16 protein-coding genes are annotated in these 14,107 nt (G+C 52.1%); 6 read left to right on the top strand and 10 right to left on the bottom strand.

What is annotated here, in order from left to right; all coding sequences use genetic code 11:
• Window positions 1–2 precede the first annotated feature (2 nt).
• Both SH451x_RS22245 and SH451x_RS22240 read right to left on the bottom strand, forming a co-directional pair.
• Window positions 3–341 carry a P-II family nitrogen regulator gene (locus SH451x_RS22245; RefSeq protein ID WP_479359370.1) on the bottom strand — a complete coding sequence of 113 codons (339 nt, stop codon included), beginning with the start codon at window positions 339–341 and terminating at the stop codon, window positions 3–5.
• A gap of 244 nt (window positions 342–585) precedes the next feature.
• Window positions 586–1,140 (bottom strand): cob(I)yrinic acid a,c-diamide adenosyltransferase, encoded by a 555-nt coding sequence (locus SH451x_RS22240; RefSeq protein WP_479359369.1) that lies wholly within the window; start codon window positions 1,138–1,140, stop codon window positions 586–588.
• 174 nt (window positions 1,141–1,314) lie between these two features.
• Between SH451x_RS22240 and SH451x_RS22235 the strand changes: the two genes are divergently transcribed.
• Genes SH451x_RS22235 through mobA form a run of 3 tightly spaced genes read left to right on the top strand, consistent with a single transcriptional unit; the run spans window position 1,315 to window position 2,905 of the window.
• Window positions 1,315–1,848: an NUDIX domain-containing protein gene (locus SH451x_RS22235; protein WP_479359368.1), complete on the top strand. Its 534-nt coding sequence runs from the start codon at window positions 1,315–1,317 to the stop codon at window positions 1,846–1,848.
• A gap of 23 nt (window positions 1,849–1,871) precedes the next feature.
• Window positions 1,872–2,225 (top strand): carboxymuconolactone decarboxylase family protein, encoded by a 354-nt coding sequence (locus tag SH451x_RS22230; RefSeq protein ID WP_479359367.1) that lies wholly within the window; start codon window positions 1,872–1,874, stop codon window positions 2,223–2,225.
• Window positions 2,226–2,233: 8 nt separating this feature from the next.
• Window positions 2,234–2,905 carry a molybdenum cofactor guanylyltransferase gene (gene mobA / locus SH451x_RS22225; RefSeq protein WP_479359365.1) on the top strand — a complete coding sequence of 224 codons (672 nt, stop codon included), beginning with the start codon at window positions 2,234–2,236 and terminating at the stop codon, window positions 2,903–2,905.
• A 3-nt stretch (window positions 2,906–2,908) separates the two neighbouring features.
• On the opposite strand, the gene purD is transcribed toward mobA, so the two are convergent.
• The gene (gene purD, locus SH451x_RS22220; RefSeq protein ID WP_479359363.1) at window positions 2,909–4,213 is read right to left on the bottom strand and encodes a phosphoribosylamine--glycine ligase; all 1,305 of its coding nucleotides are present in this window, start codon (window positions 4,211–4,213) and stop codon (window positions 2,909–2,911) included.
• A 105-nt stretch (window positions 4,214–4,318) separates the two neighbouring features.
• Window positions 4,319–5,134: a nickel pincer cofactor biosynthesis protein LarB gene (gene larB / locus SH451x_RS22215; protein ID WP_479359361.1), complete on the bottom strand. Its 816-nt coding sequence runs from the start codon at window positions 5,132–5,134 to the stop codon at window positions 4,319–4,321.
• A gap of 155 nt (window positions 5,135–5,289) precedes the next feature.
• On the opposite strand from larB, the gene SH451x_RS22210 reads away from it, so the two are divergent.
• Window positions 5,290–6,501: an argininosuccinate synthase gene (locus SH451x_RS22210; RefSeq protein ID WP_479359359.1), complete on the top strand. Its 1,212-nt coding sequence runs from the start codon at window positions 5,290–5,292 to the stop codon at window positions 6,499–6,501.
• Between the two features lie 53 nt (window positions 6,502–6,554).
• Here the strand turns inward: SH451x_RS22210 and SH451x_RS22205 are convergent, their stop codons facing one another.
• Window positions 6,555–7,514, bottom strand: coding sequence for a DUF1559 family PulG-like putative transporter (locus SH451x_RS22205; RefSeq protein ID WP_479359358.1), 960 nt, complete (start codon window positions 7,512–7,514; stop codon window positions 6,555–6,557).
• A gap of 11 nt (window positions 7,515–7,525) precedes the next feature.
• On the opposite strand from SH451x_RS22205, the gene dtd reads away from it, so the two are divergent.
• Window positions 7,526–8,086 carry a D-aminoacyl-tRNA deacylase gene (dtd, locus tag SH451x_RS22200; protein WP_479359357.1) on the top strand — a complete coding sequence of 187 codons (561 nt, stop codon included), beginning with the start codon at window positions 7,526–7,528 and terminating at the stop codon, window positions 8,084–8,086.
• Window positions 8,087–8,101: 15 nt separating this feature from the next.
• On the opposite strand, the gene SH451x_RS22195 is transcribed toward dtd, so the two are convergent.
• Window positions 8,102–8,827, bottom strand: a complete 726-nt coding sequence (locus tag SH451x_RS22195) for a metal-dependent hydrolase (protein WP_479359355.1) — start codon at window positions 8,825–8,827, stop codon at window positions 8,102–8,104.
• A gap of 383 nt (window positions 8,828–9,210) precedes the next feature.
• Between SH451x_RS22195 and SH451x_RS22190 the strand changes: the two genes are divergently transcribed.
• Window positions 9,211–10,155, top strand: a complete 945-nt coding sequence (locus tag SH451x_RS22190) for a CvpA family protein (RefSeq protein WP_479359354.1) — start codon at window positions 9,211–9,213, stop codon at window positions 10,153–10,155.
• 197 nt (window positions 10,156–10,352) lie between these two features.
• Here SH451x_RS22190 and SH451x_RS22185 read toward each other — a convergent pair whose 3' ends face one another.
• From SH451x_RS22185 to SH451x_RS22170, 4 genes are all read right to left on the bottom strand, one after another.
• Window positions 10,353–10,571, bottom strand: coding sequence for a hypothetical protein (locus SH451x_RS22185; protein ID WP_479359353.1), 219 nt, complete (start codon window positions 10,569–10,571; stop codon window positions 10,353–10,355).
• 196 nt (window positions 10,572–10,767) lie between these two features.
• On the bottom strand, window positions 10,768–11,784 hold the full coding sequence (locus SH451x_RS22180; protein WP_479359352.1) for an acetyl-CoA carboxylase carboxyltransferase subunit alpha: 1,017 nt from the start codon (window positions 11,782–11,784) through the stop codon (window positions 10,768–10,770).
• 56 nt (window positions 11,785–11,840) lie between these two features.
• Window positions 11,841–12,797 (bottom strand): serine/threonine-protein kinase, encoded by a 957-nt coding sequence (locus tag SH451x_RS22175; RefSeq protein WP_479359351.1) that lies wholly within the window; start codon window positions 12,795–12,797, stop codon window positions 11,841–11,843.
• Window positions 12,798–12,935: 138 nt separating this feature from the next.
• The gene (locus tag SH451x_RS22170; protein ID WP_479359350.1) at window positions 12,936–14,105 is read right to left on the bottom strand and encodes a glycosyltransferase family 4 protein; all 1,170 of its coding nucleotides are present in this window, start codon (window positions 14,103–14,105) and stop codon (window positions 12,936–12,938) included.
• Window positions 14,106–14,107: the final 2 nt, after the last annotated feature.

The following is a 14,107-nucleotide window of genomic DNA, read 5'->3' as shown; positions in this document are numbered from 1 at the left end:
GCTTAAAGAGCCTCGTCGCCCGTTTCACCAGTACGAATTCGAATCGCATTGGCCATATCGTAAACAAAAATCTTCCCGTCACCGATCTGACCGGTTTGAGCAGTCTTTACGATGCAATCAATTGCAGCCTGCAAATTCGCATCGCTACAAACTACTTCGATTTTGACCTTAGGCACGAAATCTACAGCGTATTCGGTTCCACGGTAGATCTCTGTGTGACCCTTCTGTCGACCGAATCCACGCACTTCCGTCACGGTCATTCCATGAATGCCTTGCTCGGTAAGAGCATTTTTTACATCTTCCAACTTAAAGTGGCGGACAATGGCTTCGACTTTTTTCATCCACGTAACTCCGGACGCAAGGTTCAACTACGGTGTAAGATAGCACACGCCAGCTTGCCGTTGCTGATCAACTAAACTCTTGGAAAAAACTCTTTTGTTATGTGCCGAAAAGTCCACTTCCGCCTGATGCGACCCTTCAACACACGTCCTTAGTTTAGCCTAACACTTTCGCGAGCAAAGCGGGCGACGTCACTTATATAGCAAAATATTTAAGAAGCCATCACAACTTGCCGAATTTTCTGCGTCAGGTTGCCACACCACGCCATTCTACGTCCGGAACGCCTGCGATCATGTTAAGTCGACGGGCCATCACGAAGAGCAAATCGCTCAATCGGTTCAAGTAAATGACGATGTGCGAAATGTCCACCGAAGAGTCCTGTTGGCCGAAGTGAACAACTTCTCTCTCACAACGGCGACAAATGGTACGTGCAACATGGCACTGTGCAGCCGCTGTTGTGCCACCGGGCAAAATGAAGTTCTGAAGCTTGGGCAAAGTGCTCTCCCATTTATCGATTTGGTCTTCCAGTCGTTTGGTCGGCCCTGAAGCATCCCAAGCTACCTTATGCTTGACTGGATCCGGTGTCGCCAACTCCGCGCCCAGCGAAAATAGCTCTCGCTGAATTTGCAACAACTCGTGAAGTGATTCCGGGTCGGTGTGGGTAGTACGCAGCAGACCTAGATGAGCATTCAGCTCATCTGCACTCCCGTAGGCGCAAATGCGAAGGTCATTTTTGGCAACGCGGCCACCACCATACAAACCGGTCGTCCCGGAATCCCCTGTGCGGGTATAAATCTTCATTGCTCTCGATTTGCCAATAATAAGTGTACGAAATTTGCAGTCCAACGAACTAAGTCAGTTGTCAGGTTCGCCGATGAGTTGTAGCTTGATCCATGGTTGGTTCACAGCCGAATCTGCTAATGCTGTTTTAGCAAAAAACATGGATTGCGTTTGCAACGGTATTATTTGAAGCCAATGGATGTTCTGAAACCTCAAGTTGTTTCGGCCGGTTTTCTTATGTTTCGCAAAACGCCGGTGTCGCGTGCCATCGAACTAGGGACCGCCAGTGAACGATTGTTGCCCGGTGGCGGTGTGCAACCCCCTCGACTCCAGTTTTTGCTAATGAAGCACGTCGATCGATGGGATTTGCCGAAAGGGCATGTAGATGAGGGTGAAACTCTCGAACAGGCTGCACTACGCGAATTATGGGAAGAAACTTCGATATTACCAACCGACGTTTGGGTCGATAACAACGTCAAATACTCGCAGTATTATCAAGTCCAAAGCCGTAAGAAGGTCGCCAAACTAAAGCAGTTGGTCATTTTTCTCGGGTGGTTAAAGAAGGACTGTCCTATTGTGCCGACCGAACATGAAGGCTACACCTGGATCGATTGGACACCCCCACATAAGATTCAAGAAAAGACAATCGATCCGCTCCTAGTTGAGATTGGTAGTTACTTAAGCGAGAACCCTTTGTGGCCTTTCTCGCATCAAAAATTTAGTCTCTGAGGCAGCATACGCACCGAAAATCAATGGCCGATGAACATCAAAACGCCAGCCGGCTCCCGAAAACCTATCAAGCTTTAAAAGAGCAACATCCCGGCATTATTTCCGCACATGATCAAATGGCCGACGCTGTTGCAGCGGTTGGTCCGCTGGATGCCAAAACGTGTTCGCTTATTAAAATCGGCATATCTGTCGGAGCAGGCTTGGAGTCGGCTGTCCGTTCGCATGTCCGGCGTGCAACCGAATCAGGTGCGTCCCAAGATGAAATAGTCCAAGCGATATTCCAAGGAATGAACACGATTGGGTTCCCAAAAACGGTGGCCGCCTGGAGCTGGGCTCAGGTGCAATTCGAACGTGACGCCCGCGACAAATCCGAATAGGCCTAGCAGTGGTAGAGCCTGAATTAAACGTTGTGCAGCCTTGCCGCCCAACAACGCAGCCATATATTCTTGTCGGCGGACTCTCCTCCCGGTTCGGCAGCCACAAAGCGTTTGCCGAGATTGAGGAAAGGCGACAGATCGATCGGCTGGTCGAATCGTTGGCGTCCGATTTTAAGAGCACGCCTGTTTTGGTTTGCAGCAAAGCGAATCAGTCTTACTTCGAAGAATTCAAAACCATCGACGATCTAACGCCCAGCCAAGGCCCCATGTCAGGAACGCTCGCGGTGCTCCAGGACCTCACTCGGAGCTCGACGAACAATAATCCCGCAGAATCGGAGAAGGGCAGGGGAGGGAGAACTTGGGCAATGATTGTGCAGTGCGACCTGTTCCGATGGAATCCAATTATTACAGATCGCTTGCTGGCCACCGTTCGCGTCGACGGCCAGCAAAACACGCGAATTGCCGCTTTCTTGACGGGCGACTATCTCCAACCGCTGCCAAGCCTCTGGCATTGTTCACTCGCCTCTGATATTGCAGCCGCAGAGGAGAGAGGCATCCGTTCAATGGTCAAATTTCTTCAGGCTCGCGACGATCTCAACACAGTTGCAATCGATGAATCGCTTCTGCAAAGTTTCAATACGCCCGAAGAACTGGTTCGCTTAAGGCCTAACGCAAGGTAGGATCTACTTGTTGGTGACGTACTGCAGGGCTTTGTCGCTGATGTCTTTTCGGCACCAAGCTCCGGGCCAACGCACGGTTTGGACGGCTTTATAGGCTTGAAGCTTCGCTGCTGATATCGTATCGCCCATTGCGGTAACCCCGAGGACTCGGCCGCCATCGGTCAGTACACGACCATCTTGCAGTCGCGTCCCAGCATGGAATACTTTTACGTCCGGCATAGCATCCGCAGCGGCCAGTCCAGTGATTTCTCGACCCTTCTGGTACTCTCCGGGATAGCCTTCGCTGGCAACTACGACGCACACGGCCGGGCGAGGATCCCACTCGGGCGGTTCAATTGAATCGAGGCAACCATCCACTGTCGCTTCGATGATGTCCAAAAGGTCGCTCTTGAGTCGCATTAGGAGCGGTTGGCATTCGGGATCGCCGAACCGCACATTGAATTCTAAAACCTTGGGGCCTGTTTTGGTGATCATTAGGCCTGCATACAGGACGCCTTTAAATGGTTTCCGGTTGCGTTTCATCGTATGAATTGCTTGGACCAGAACATCTTCTTCAATCATTGCCATCGTATCGTCATCGACGACCAGGGCAGGGCTATAGGCTCCCATACCTCCCGTATTCGGGCCCGAATCCCCGTCGTAGGCTGGCTTATGATCTTGCGCCGGAGGCAGTACAAAAATGGTCTTGCCGTCGGTGATCGCCAGTACGCTTACCTCAGGTCCTTCCAAACGTTCCTCGATAACTAGTTGCGAGCCGGCGGCGCCGAACTCCTGCTTGCGCGCGATCCGATCGATCGCTTCCAACGCTTCATGTCGATAGGAACAAACGATTACCCCTTTGCCGCTAGCTAGCCCGTCCGCTTTGACGACGATCGGTGCTTTGTCGTGCTCGTTGGGATATCTTGCTTTCACATAGCGCATCGCGTCGTCTGCGTCGCGGAACGATTGGTAATCAGCCGTGGGCACGTCGGCCTGACGCAGCAACTGCTTGCAAAAGACTTTGCTTGATTCCAATTGGGCTGCGGCGCGTGATGGTCCAAAGGCTCGGATCTTTTCCTCTGCCAGTGCGTCGACCAATCCGAGCGACAATGGCGCTTCAGGGCCGACTACGACAAGGTCAACTTTCTCTTTCTTGGCAAAGCTGACGATGCCGCGAATATCGTCCGCTGCGATATTTAGATTTTCACATTCTGCTGCGGTCCCGGCATTTCCTGGAGCAACCCAGCACTGTTTAAGCCTTGGGCTCTGTGCAATTTTCCAGGCCAACGCGTGCTCGCGACCGCCCTGACCGACAATTAAGACTCTCATGCAATTCCTGGTATTCTCGATTTCAATTTTCTGCTGCCCGAAGTGGAGCGATTTTAGGCCCATCTTTAACCAGTGCGAAGGCCTAAGACTAACATTGTGAACGCTTTAAGTCCCTTTTGCACTGCGCGCCATCAGGCCGGCGACAAAGGCGGCTTTAAAGCCAGCGTCGATATTGACCACGCAAACATTGGCCGCACAGCTGTTCAGCATTCCCAACAGAGCCGTAAGACCAGCAAAATTCGTCCCATAGCCGACACTGGTCGGGACCGCGATGACGGGGGTGGCGACCAAACCGCCCACGACGCTGGGAAGTGCTCCCTCCATTCCTGCTACCACAATGTTTGCAGCACTGTCTCGCAAAATGGGCAGTTGACCAATCAGTCTATAAACCCCCGCCACACCAACATCGGCTACCAAGCGACTGGGAACGCCCATCCAAGCCAGCGTCTCTCGCGCTTCCATCGCCACCGGCAAATCTGCCGTGCCAGCACATACCACGTTGACGGGCCGAATCGTATTCGATTGAACCTCGTCGGCTGACTTGATCGCGGGGGCAATTCCAATTCGCATGGTTCGAGCTCGGGCATCCCATGCAACATGGGCGTATTTTTCACCGATATGGCGAGCTTGTTCGACGTTAATTCTCGTTACCAGGACTTCCTCAAAACCAGCGCACGGAAGTTGATCCAGTAGGTTGTCAATCGCCGCAATCAACGAATCGACCGACTTCCCTTCGGCAAATACGACTTCTGGAGCCCCGCAGCGACGCACGCGATCCAAATCTGCCCTCACGGCGGATATTTCTCGTTCGGCCGTCGATTCCAAAATCGCCTCGGCTAGTTCCTGTTGCGATAGGTTGCCGCGTTCATATTCGGCTACTGCCTCGGCGATAGATTTGCGGGGAAGGGGAGGAGTGGTCATTGAAGTTTGGCGCGTTCGGGATAGGTTAAGAGTCAGTTTGGGTTCAAAATTTGTGTTACTTGGGCAACGTTGTCACCCAGTATCTTTGGGATGGCAATTTTTATTTATAGCTAAGCTAAGACTTTTTCAGCTTGGGAACTAATAGGACGTCGAATATGACTGCGTGCGTTTTAGCTTATTCAGGTGGTTTGGATACCAGTGTTTTGATGCGTTGGCTGATAGATAAAGGCTATGAAGTCCACGCAGTTTACGTCGATCTGGGCCAGCCATGTGAAGATCGCCAAGCGATTATGGACAAAGCGACTAAGTTAGGCGCGAAGTCTGCTCGACTGATCGACGCTCGCGAAGAATTGGTGCGGGATTTCGCGTTCCCCACACTGATGTGGCAAGCCAAATACGAAGGGATCTATTTACTAGGAACTTCCATCGCTCGGCCACTAATTTCGAAAATCTGTGTCGAAGTCGCGCGTGAGGTCGGTGCTAAAGTCTATGTGCACGGGGCGACTGGCAAGGGAAATGACCAGTGCCGATTCGAACTGGCGGCGCAGGCGCTTGACCCATCCATCACCATTTTTGCGCCATGGCGAAACGCCGAGTTCCGAAATGACTTCCCAGGACGTACGGAGATGCTTAAGTACTGCGAGCTTCATAATATTCCGGTGAAAGCAACTGCCTCCAAGCCCTATAGTTCCGATGAAAATGTGTTGCACATCAGCTATGAAGCGGGTGTGCTGGAAGATCTAGATGTTTGTGGAGTCGAGAATATCGACTTTGGAATGACGGTGTCTCCCAAGGAAGCGCCTGAGACTAGTGAAGATGTGACAGTCGAGTTCCAAGCGGGAATCCCGATCTCGGTGAATGGGAAATCGGCCAGTCCTCTAGAAATAGTGACTCAGCTTAATGAGCTTGCTGGTAAGCATGGTATCGGACGCATCGATATCGTCGAAAACCGCTTCGTAGGAATGAAGAGCAGGGGGGTGTACGAAGCGCCGGGCATGACGCTCCTGTACTTTGCCGCGTTGCAGATCGAACAGCTAACACTGGATCGTGACTTGGTCCACCTCCGCGATCGACTGAGTCCCGAAGTTGCTGAGATGGTTTATTACGGGCACTGGTATTGTGCGAAGATGGATGCCTTGCAAGCGTTTATTCGTGAAAGCCATCGCTACATGAGTGGCAAGATTACTTTGCGTCTATACAAAGGCAACATGTCGGTAGTTGCGCGCTCGAGCGATAACAGCCTCTATTCCGAAGCGATTGCAACGATGGAAGGCGGGGGAGACTACGATCAAACGGATGCTCAAGGCTTCCTAAGAATTCAATCGTTGCCTGTCCGCGTCCAGGCTCGTTCACGGCCGAGACTCTAGCGTCCGGATAATGTAAGCCGCCCAATCTCAGCATACAGCGTCGTCGTTGTATGCTAAGGACTCGCGTGCTCGTACTGGTCAAGCATCTCGATTGCGAAGTTGCCATTGGGCAGCATCTCGGAACCGTTGGGTGTAATCAAGCCCCGCAGCACTGGGAATAAAACGTTATTCGGGATGATCAACGGATCACCGCTGACTGCGACGGCTGGCGTCACCGCCTGGCGACCTGCACCCACGTCAATCCCTGGTCGGTTTCCAATGGCTATTGCGCCGGAGAACGTGGTGTCGAAGGGGGCTGACCAAGTATTGTTGCTTCTCATCCCTTCGGTGACCAAAATAGTCTCCGTAGTGAAATCAAGAATCTGAGTCGGCGAAAGCGGGCCAGAAGTGGGGAAGAGCGTTCCATTTCCAACTATCAAGGTGATAGCTGTTTCACCTTCGAATAGATTCGTGCTGCTCTCGTTCGCCTTAAATTCACTCGGCATGCGCGAAATCAATGCTACATTTTGCTCTGAGTCCCAAGCCGAATCTAGGTCGAATTGATCGTAGAGATTTTGGTATCCCAATTGTGGCAAAATCAGCACTCGCCAACTGTAAAGTGGAACGCCTTTCGCGTCTACGACCGCCGGAGTTGGGTAGCTTCCATATTCTTGAGAGTATGCATTCAAGGCTTTCGCGATCGCTTGCATTTGCGATAACGAAAGGTATACGTCTCGCTTTGCACGCGCGATTTGGATTTCAGGCCAGAGCAGATATGTTGCAACATATCCCAGAGTGATCATAATCCCCGTGGCCATGGCAGCGATGACAAATCTCATTCCGACTGCTATACGCGCACGTTGCTTTTGCTGCTCACGAATTTTATGACCTTCGAGATCGGTGAGTTCCTTCGGTTGCTTGCCAGGCATAACAATAGGTTTGCCGCACTCCGCGCAATTGCCACTCTGGCCGCGATAAGTGTCGTCGACGTGAAATTTTGCGTGGCAGTGGGGACAAGTGAAGTCAAAACTCATAAACTACTCCGATGCGACAGCACAGCATCGACATTGAAACGATCTTACCAATAGCTCGGTTTCAAATTCTGATCGATAATATGCAATTGATGCGTACTTCGAACTATTATCCTCAGGCTGGAGCGCATATGCGAGCGGTATTGCAGCGAGTTAAAGAAGCAAAAGTTGAAGTCAACGGCGTTTGTGTAGGCGCAATAGAGCTGGGATGGCTCGTCTTTCTAGGGGTAGGGAGGGGCGATTCGGAAGCAGATGTCGATTACATAGTCGATCGAATTGTCAAGCTCCGCGGTTTTGCAGACTCGCACGGAAAAATGAACGAGTCCGTCGCTCAGGTCAACGGCAGTGTATTGCTTGTGAGCCAGTTTACGCTGTTTGCCGATTGCTCAAGTCGCAGGCCAGGCTTTAAGCAAGCTGCTGAGCCTGACATTGCTGAAGAACTCTATAAGTTAGCGTGCCAACAAATTGCGGCGTGTGGCATAAGCGTGGCAACAGGTGTTTTTGCCGCTGACATGAAAGTGTCGCTACTGAATGATGGCCCGGTAACTTTCCTGCTCGACAGTCGAACAGAGTAGGGGGGCTCCAAAAAATCAGCGGTGTATTGCCTCTTGCGTGCTGTCCCAGATAGATTTGATCACTTGCACGGCCGTATGTGGAACGTCGGGATTCTCATAGCCGAACTGGGACATCATCGATTCGTCTTGATAAACCAACAGGCCCAAAACAATTGCTAGTCCGTAACTGGTGACGTTCGCCAGACGATCCGGTCCCCAGAACTTCAGCGCAGAACCGAAACTACTCTTGAAAACATACTGTCCCTGTTTGAAGTCGACCGACCAGATCTCATCGATGATTAAGTGAGACATAAATCCAAGGACTACGGCAAATGTCTTGAACAGTCGGATCGACATATCTTCTGTCGAGCAGATCAAGAATGTGAACATGCCACAACATGCTGCTGCCGGGACACTGTGCCACATGCCGCGATGGACTGTGTATCGCCGAAAGATTTCGGCCATGCCAAATCGAATAATCAAATAGATAGCGCCCGTGAGAACGACCATCATTTCATGGGAGCAGCCAAGGCGTTCCAAGCGGTCGACCATCATCATCGGCACAAACGCTGCCGAAAAACCGACCGCTTCCCGCAAAGGAATACCGGAGTCGCTGTCCAGATCAGGGAGCATTCCCGACACGCTACAAAGGCCTCCGGCGATTGCACACGATTCCCACGAAAGTCCCCATTTGTATCCGGCAGCCGCGTAAACAGCTCCCGCAATCGTACTAACGGTGATATGCGTGCGAAAGTTTGCCATAGCGCGATCAGACTAGCAACTTCAACGGTTTCGTTGCAAGACTGCTATGAGATGTGATTCCCTACGGTTGGGACGGCTAGGCGTGGGACCTGAGCAGAAAGGCCAAAAAGAGACCATGTGTAGGCTAGCTTTCGTATCTCGTACGGACGTCGCATTCGAATAAGCTTTTGCAAGCCTTTAAAAATGCCTAGCTAGCAAACTTCGCTTAGCTTGCAAAACAACCCAGCTAGACCACCCTGCCTTGCCCTGATATTTTTCCTAAGCGACGCCGCTTCGCTAATTGCTATTCTGTTCGTCTTCGACAACTGTTTATAGTCAAGCTGTATTTGGCCAACAGCAATTGCTGGAAGATTCGCTCCGGCAGCCCTCGAAGGATTTGCGACATGCAAGCATATGACCTGATCATGTTAGTCGTCATAGGAGCAGCCACGCTATTTGGGATGATCAAAGGCTTTGCTTGGCAAGTGGCGTCCTTGGCTTCGATCATTCTCAGCTATTTCGTGGCATACAACTTTAGGCACCAGGTTGCTGAGAAGATCCAAGCGGAAGCTCCGTGGAATCTCTTCCTGGCCATGTTGTTGCTGTACGCTGGGACGTCGTTTGTAATTTGGTTTGTCTTCCGCATGGTGAGCACCTCGATCGATCGAATTCGGTTGAGGGATTTTGACCGCCAGATGGGAGCGCTGTTCGGCTTGGCAAAGGGAGCAATCTACTGCTTGCTGGTCACCATGTTCGCAGTGACGTTGCTGGGGCAACGGCAGCAGCAAGCGATCGTGGAATCGAAAAGTGGTCGTTACATCAGTTCGATGCTAGCGGCTGCCGACGGAGTCATTCTGCCAAAAGAAATCGAGACGATTGTTCGCCCTCATCTAGATCGTATCAAGCAACGTCTGGAAGGCTCCACGACGGCCACGGCGTCGAGCAATCCGTCGCCGCTCGACCAGTTTGGAAATGTGATCAACAGCGATGCAGTAAATGGTTGGCTTGGAGGGCAGGGGGGAGCAAGCGGTTTTCCTTCGACCGTACCGCCAGGGATGCCAACTGCTCAGCAAACATTTACGCCAGAGAACATGAACGCGGCGTTGCAGACTGCGAAGAACGCGTTGGGATGGGATGGTGCCAATTCGGCAGGTCAGTTTCCAGCAGGCCAGGGCGGTTGGCCGAATCCCAGCGGAGCCCCCCTGCCGAACAGCAATCAGAACTGGCCGGGCACCAATGCCGCTCCACAAACTTTCCCGCAATTCAATAACCCACAGTCGCTCCCGTTCCAGCAAGGAAATGGATACGGTAATTCTTCGCAATTCCAAGAAGTTTTCCCGTACCAGTAGTGGCATCGCCGAAGGCAATTCAGGAAGCCGAATCGATCTGCACTCGCAGTTGGTCGGCTGGCTTTGGCAAGCCGAGCTGGGCCTATGATGTTTCGTCGATGAAGACTGCAATCTTGCCATCAGGGCAGGCAAGTCGCATCAACGAGAAAAGCGAGTTTCCCAGGGAAAACAATAGCCGGAACCGAACATAAGAAACATTATCGGACGTTGTTCTGTGGGGTTTTTCCCCTTGTTTCGTCAGGCTTGGTGCTCTTGCCCGCCGCCAGGATCAACTTCGATCGACGCTTGGCGAGCTCCATCGCAAGGCGTTCTTTCGAGTGCGCTTCGTGGCTAGGTTTAAGGCTGCGGACTTCTGAGAAATGCTTTGCAACTTTCGCGTCAAAGAATCGCTCGCGATCGCTCGCATGTTGGCGCACTGACGGTGGCTTAAATCGCCGTTTGCGACGCGAGATTTGCGCTCTAAGCGACGCGCGAAAAGAGTTCGGGTTTTAAGCCGCGGCGCAAACGGATCGCTCAGGCGAATCTCTGTGTTTTGGGCAGGGCGTTCGTTCCGGTCGCACCGCCCTTGACTGCTGCTGGAATTCTGTGAACTGTCGTGAAACGAGTTCGTCGTTAGATGAGTTCGTCGCACATCGGCGTTCCGACGGTCTGCATCTCGCCGTTCTCAAGCTGCTCGAGGTAGACGCCCATTTCACGAAACTTTTGGTAGCGATTCTTTACCAACTGCTCAGCATCTTGGCCGCACAGCTGGTCGAGCGTTTTGCTCAAGTACGTTTTCAGTCGGAAGGCCATCTGTTTGTGGTCGCGATGTGCGCCGCCCAGCGGTTCCTCGATGACATCGTCAACGACTTTCAGGTGAGCTAGATGTTTGCTTGTAAATCGAAGAGCATCGGCGGCTTTGGACGCGAACTGGTGGCTCTTCCATAGGATGCCCGCGCAGCCTTCGGGGCTGATCACGCTGTAGTAGGAATACTGCAGCATCGCAATCTTGTCGCCGACGCCGATTCCTAAAGCGCCGCCCGATCCACCTTCACCGATGACCACACAAATGATCGGCGTCCGCAAACGGCTCATCATGAACATGCTTTCGGCGATGACTTGAGCTTGGCCGCGTTCTTCAGCGCCGATACCAGGGTAGGCACCGGGAGTGTCGATAAAGCAAATAACCGGCAGTCGGTACTTTTCGGCCATTCGCATTTTGACCATCGCTTTGCGGTAGCCTTCGGGATGAGCGCATCCGAAGTGACATGCAGCGCGTTCTTTGTAAGTGCGACCTTTCTGGTGACCGATGACCATGACCTTATGCTGATCGAGTTTGGCAAACCCGCTCAACATAGCTCGGTCATCGCCAAAGAAACGGTCGCCATGCAGTTCGATGAATTCGTCAAAGGCCAGGTTTAGATAATCGCGTGTGTACGGCCGATCTTTATGCCGCGAAATTTGGACGATTTGCCAAGGAGTCAACGAAGCGTAAATAGACCGTGTCGTTTCAGTCCATTGTCGACGAAGGTGTTTCAAGCGACCGTCGATAGCGCTGCTGCGTTCGGCGCTTTGTTCGATGGCGTTGATTTCGGCTTCGATTTCCAAGATCGGAATTTCGAAATCGGGACCGGAGAAGGCATTTTCCATGTTGGGAGACTTTTGACTTGCTTTAAGAACGTAAAACTTTGCTTGCTAGAATCTGTTTAGAGCCTTTTGGCTTCTGGTTTCTTCGGGGCGTTGGCTTGGTCGGAGGCTTGCGGTAAGTTCTCGACACGTCCACCCATCGGGATATCGTCAAAGATGCTCGACTCTGGAACGCGCGGCGGCCGGACGAAGATCTTTACGCCTTGGACCGCTTTACAAATGTCCCACATCGTTGACGGGCGGTCTTTAGGATCCTTGGCCATCATGTTTTTAATGACAGAATTGAACTCTGGAGTGATGTTGTCGTTATGAACGATCGCCGACGGAACCGGAGCCGATAGATGCTTACTCAACAGTTCGTTAGGCGATGAAGCGGTAAAGGGCAGCTTGCCAGTCAGCAATTCGTAGTACATACAGCCCAGCGAATAGATGTCCGCCTTCTCCGTTAAGGTTTCACCGCGAATCTGTTCCGGCGACATGTAGGATCGAGTGCCGCGCGGCTTCGATTTCATCGAGAAGAGTTTCGATAAGCCTGTCTTTATCTTTTTCGCAATGGTGAAGTCGATCAGCCTGGCGTCGCCATCTCGGTTTACCAGCACATTGTCGGGCTTTACGTCGCAATGCACAAAACCCTTCGAATGGAGATAGTAGAGTGCTTCGGCGGTCTGCAAAAAGATTTTATCGGCAAGAAACGCAATGTTGTCGGGGCCGCGACGCATCGCCATTTTGACGTTCATTTCACTGAACAGCTCCAGCACCAAGAATGGCGTGTCGGCGTCGGTGAAGAATTCCGAGATGTGAATGATGTTTTTGTGTTTGAGCTTCGAGGCGACTTCAAACTCCCATTTGAGGAAGCCCAGCTCTTCTTTATTGCCCCGTTGTTCCGGCCGCAGTACTTTCAGTGCATAGTGCTTCTGAGTCGATTCTTCAATCGCTTCCCAAACTTGGCAAACGCTACCGAGTCGAATGAGTCGGGCCAAGCGATAGGGTCCGAGAAAGTCGCGGACTTTGGACATGCAGTATCTACTTTCAAGATTTGGCGAATTGAGGGATCCCCGGACAGCGGGAAAAGACCTCTTATCTTAGTTCAATTCGACCTTCAGAAAAAGGTTGCTGCCCCATGTCAGGGCACCTTTGATAGGCGTTTTTTTGCCTTATTTGTCTGCATTTCGAGCAAGCACATGTTCGTACAGTTGGCGGATCTGCGCGGTCATGAAATGGTGATCGAAGCGTTTTTCGCACAATTGCCGCCCTGCTCTCCCCAGCGATTCTCGGAGGCTTGGATCCTGAGCGAGTTTCAGCACCGCTTGTTCAAGGCCAGCGACGTCACGAGGAGCAAGCAGAATCCCGGTTCGCCCGTTTTGAACCACTTCCCTTGCTCCATCAATGTCATAACTGATAGCAGGCTTTCCCGCGAGCAGAGCTTGGGGCAGCGCCCGGGCCAAGCCTTCTCGCAAAGAAGTGTGGACGAGCATGTCCATCGCGCCGACGTACAGCGGCACATCATGCGGGGGCACCAAGCCGACGAAAATGAAGTGGGCACTCAACCCCAACGCCGCGATCTCTTTTTCGAACGTGTGACGCAAAATGCCATCACCGACAAAGAGAAACTTTACGCGTGGGTTTTCGGCAACGATTCGCGGAGCGGCGCGAATTACGAATTCATGCCCTTTAAGTTCGAAGAGTCGAGCAATCTTGCCCACTACGATGTCATCGTCGTTGAGGCCCAATTGCGACCGAACTTTGCTACGTGTTTGAGCCGAATCCAAGAAAGGTCTCGTTTCCATCCCGCTGTATATCGTGGTGAACTTTTCACGCGGCGCGATGCCTCCCTCGACCATCAAGTCGGTCATCGCGTCGGCGACCGAAATGAAATGATGACATCTCTGTGCAGCCCACTTCTCACAAATGCGATAGAAGTTTTTGACTATCGGATTCTGATAGTCGTAAAACGGTGCTCCATGTACGGAGTGAATGATCGCGGGGACTTTTAGACTCCACGCGGCCCAACGACCAAGTATGCCGGCCTTGGCGCTATGCGTGTGGACGACGTCGGGCGAATAACTTTGGAGGAAGCGTTTGATGTCCTTCAATGCCCTGCGATCGCTGCCGGGGTGAATCGCTCTGCACAAAGTTGGAACAACTTGAACTTGCAAGTCCCCTGCCCTGCCCTGCTCTAACAACTTGCCTTCAGGTCCTTCGGTTGGCCCGGTTATCAGTACTACTTCGTCGCCAAAATCATGGCGAAGGTCTAGGCAATTAAGCAGCGTATTTTCTTGCGCTCCGCCAACGATCATCCTCGTAATTACATGAGCGACGCGCATAG

The sequence above is a fragment of the Njordella aestuarii genome (assembly GCF_056494165.1).
Note: the sequence above shows the minus strand (reverse complement) of the source record. Positions and strands in the feature narration are given on the sequence as shown.

Coding starts and splice junctions, on each gene's coding strand:
- purD (WP_479359363.1), bottom strand. CDS start 4,213: ATGAGAGTCTTAATTGTCGGTCAGGGCGGTCGCGAGCACGCGTTGGCC.
- SH451x_RS22240 (WP_479359369.1), bottom strand. CDS start 1,140: ATGAAGATTTATACCCGCACAGGGGATTCCGGGACGACCGGTTTGTAT.
- SH451x_RS22205 (WP_479359358.1), bottom strand. CDS start 7,514: ATGAGTTTTGACTTCACTTGTCCCCACTGCCACGCAAAATTTCACGTC.
- SH451x_RS22230 (WP_479359367.1), top strand. CDS start 1,872: ATGGCCGATGAACATCAAAACGCCAGCCGGCTCCCGAAAACCTATCAA.
- SH451x_RS22175 (WP_479359351.1), bottom strand. CDS start 12,797: ATGTCCAAAGTCCGCGACTTTCTCGGACCCTATCGCTTGGCCCGACTC.
- SH451x_RS22245 (WP_479359370.1), bottom strand. CDS start 341: ATGAAAAAAGTCGAAGCCATTGTCCGCCACTTTAAGTTGGAAGATGTA.
- dtd (WP_479359357.1), top strand. CDS start 7,526: ATGCGACAGCACAGCATCGACATTGAAACGATCTTACCAATAGCTCGG.
- SH451x_RS22190 (WP_479359354.1), top strand. CDS start 9,211: ATGCAAGCATATGACCTGATCATGTTAGTCGTCATAGGAGCAGCCACG.
- SH451x_RS22235 (WP_479359368.1), top strand. CDS start 1,315: ATGGATGTTCTGAAACCTCAAGTTGTTTCGGCCGGTTTTCTTATGTTT.
- SH451x_RS22195 (WP_479359355.1), bottom strand. CDS start 8,827: ATGGCAAACTTTCGCACGCATATCACCGTTAGTACGATTGCGGGAGCT.
- SH451x_RS22180 (WP_479359352.1), bottom strand. CDS start 11,784: ATGGAAAATGCCTTCTCCGGTCCCGATTTCGAAATTCCGATCTTGGAA.
- SH451x_RS22170 (WP_479359350.1), bottom strand. CDS start 14,105: ATGCGCGTCGCTCATGTAATTACGAGGATGATCGTTGGCGGAGCGCAA.
- larB (WP_479359361.1), bottom strand. CDS start 5,134: ATGACCACTCCTCCCCTTCCCCGCAAATCTATCGCCGAGGCAGTAGCC.
- SH451x_RS22210 (WP_479359359.1), top strand. CDS start 5,290: ATGACTGCGTGCGTTTTAGCTTATTCAGGTGGTTTGGATACCAGTGTT.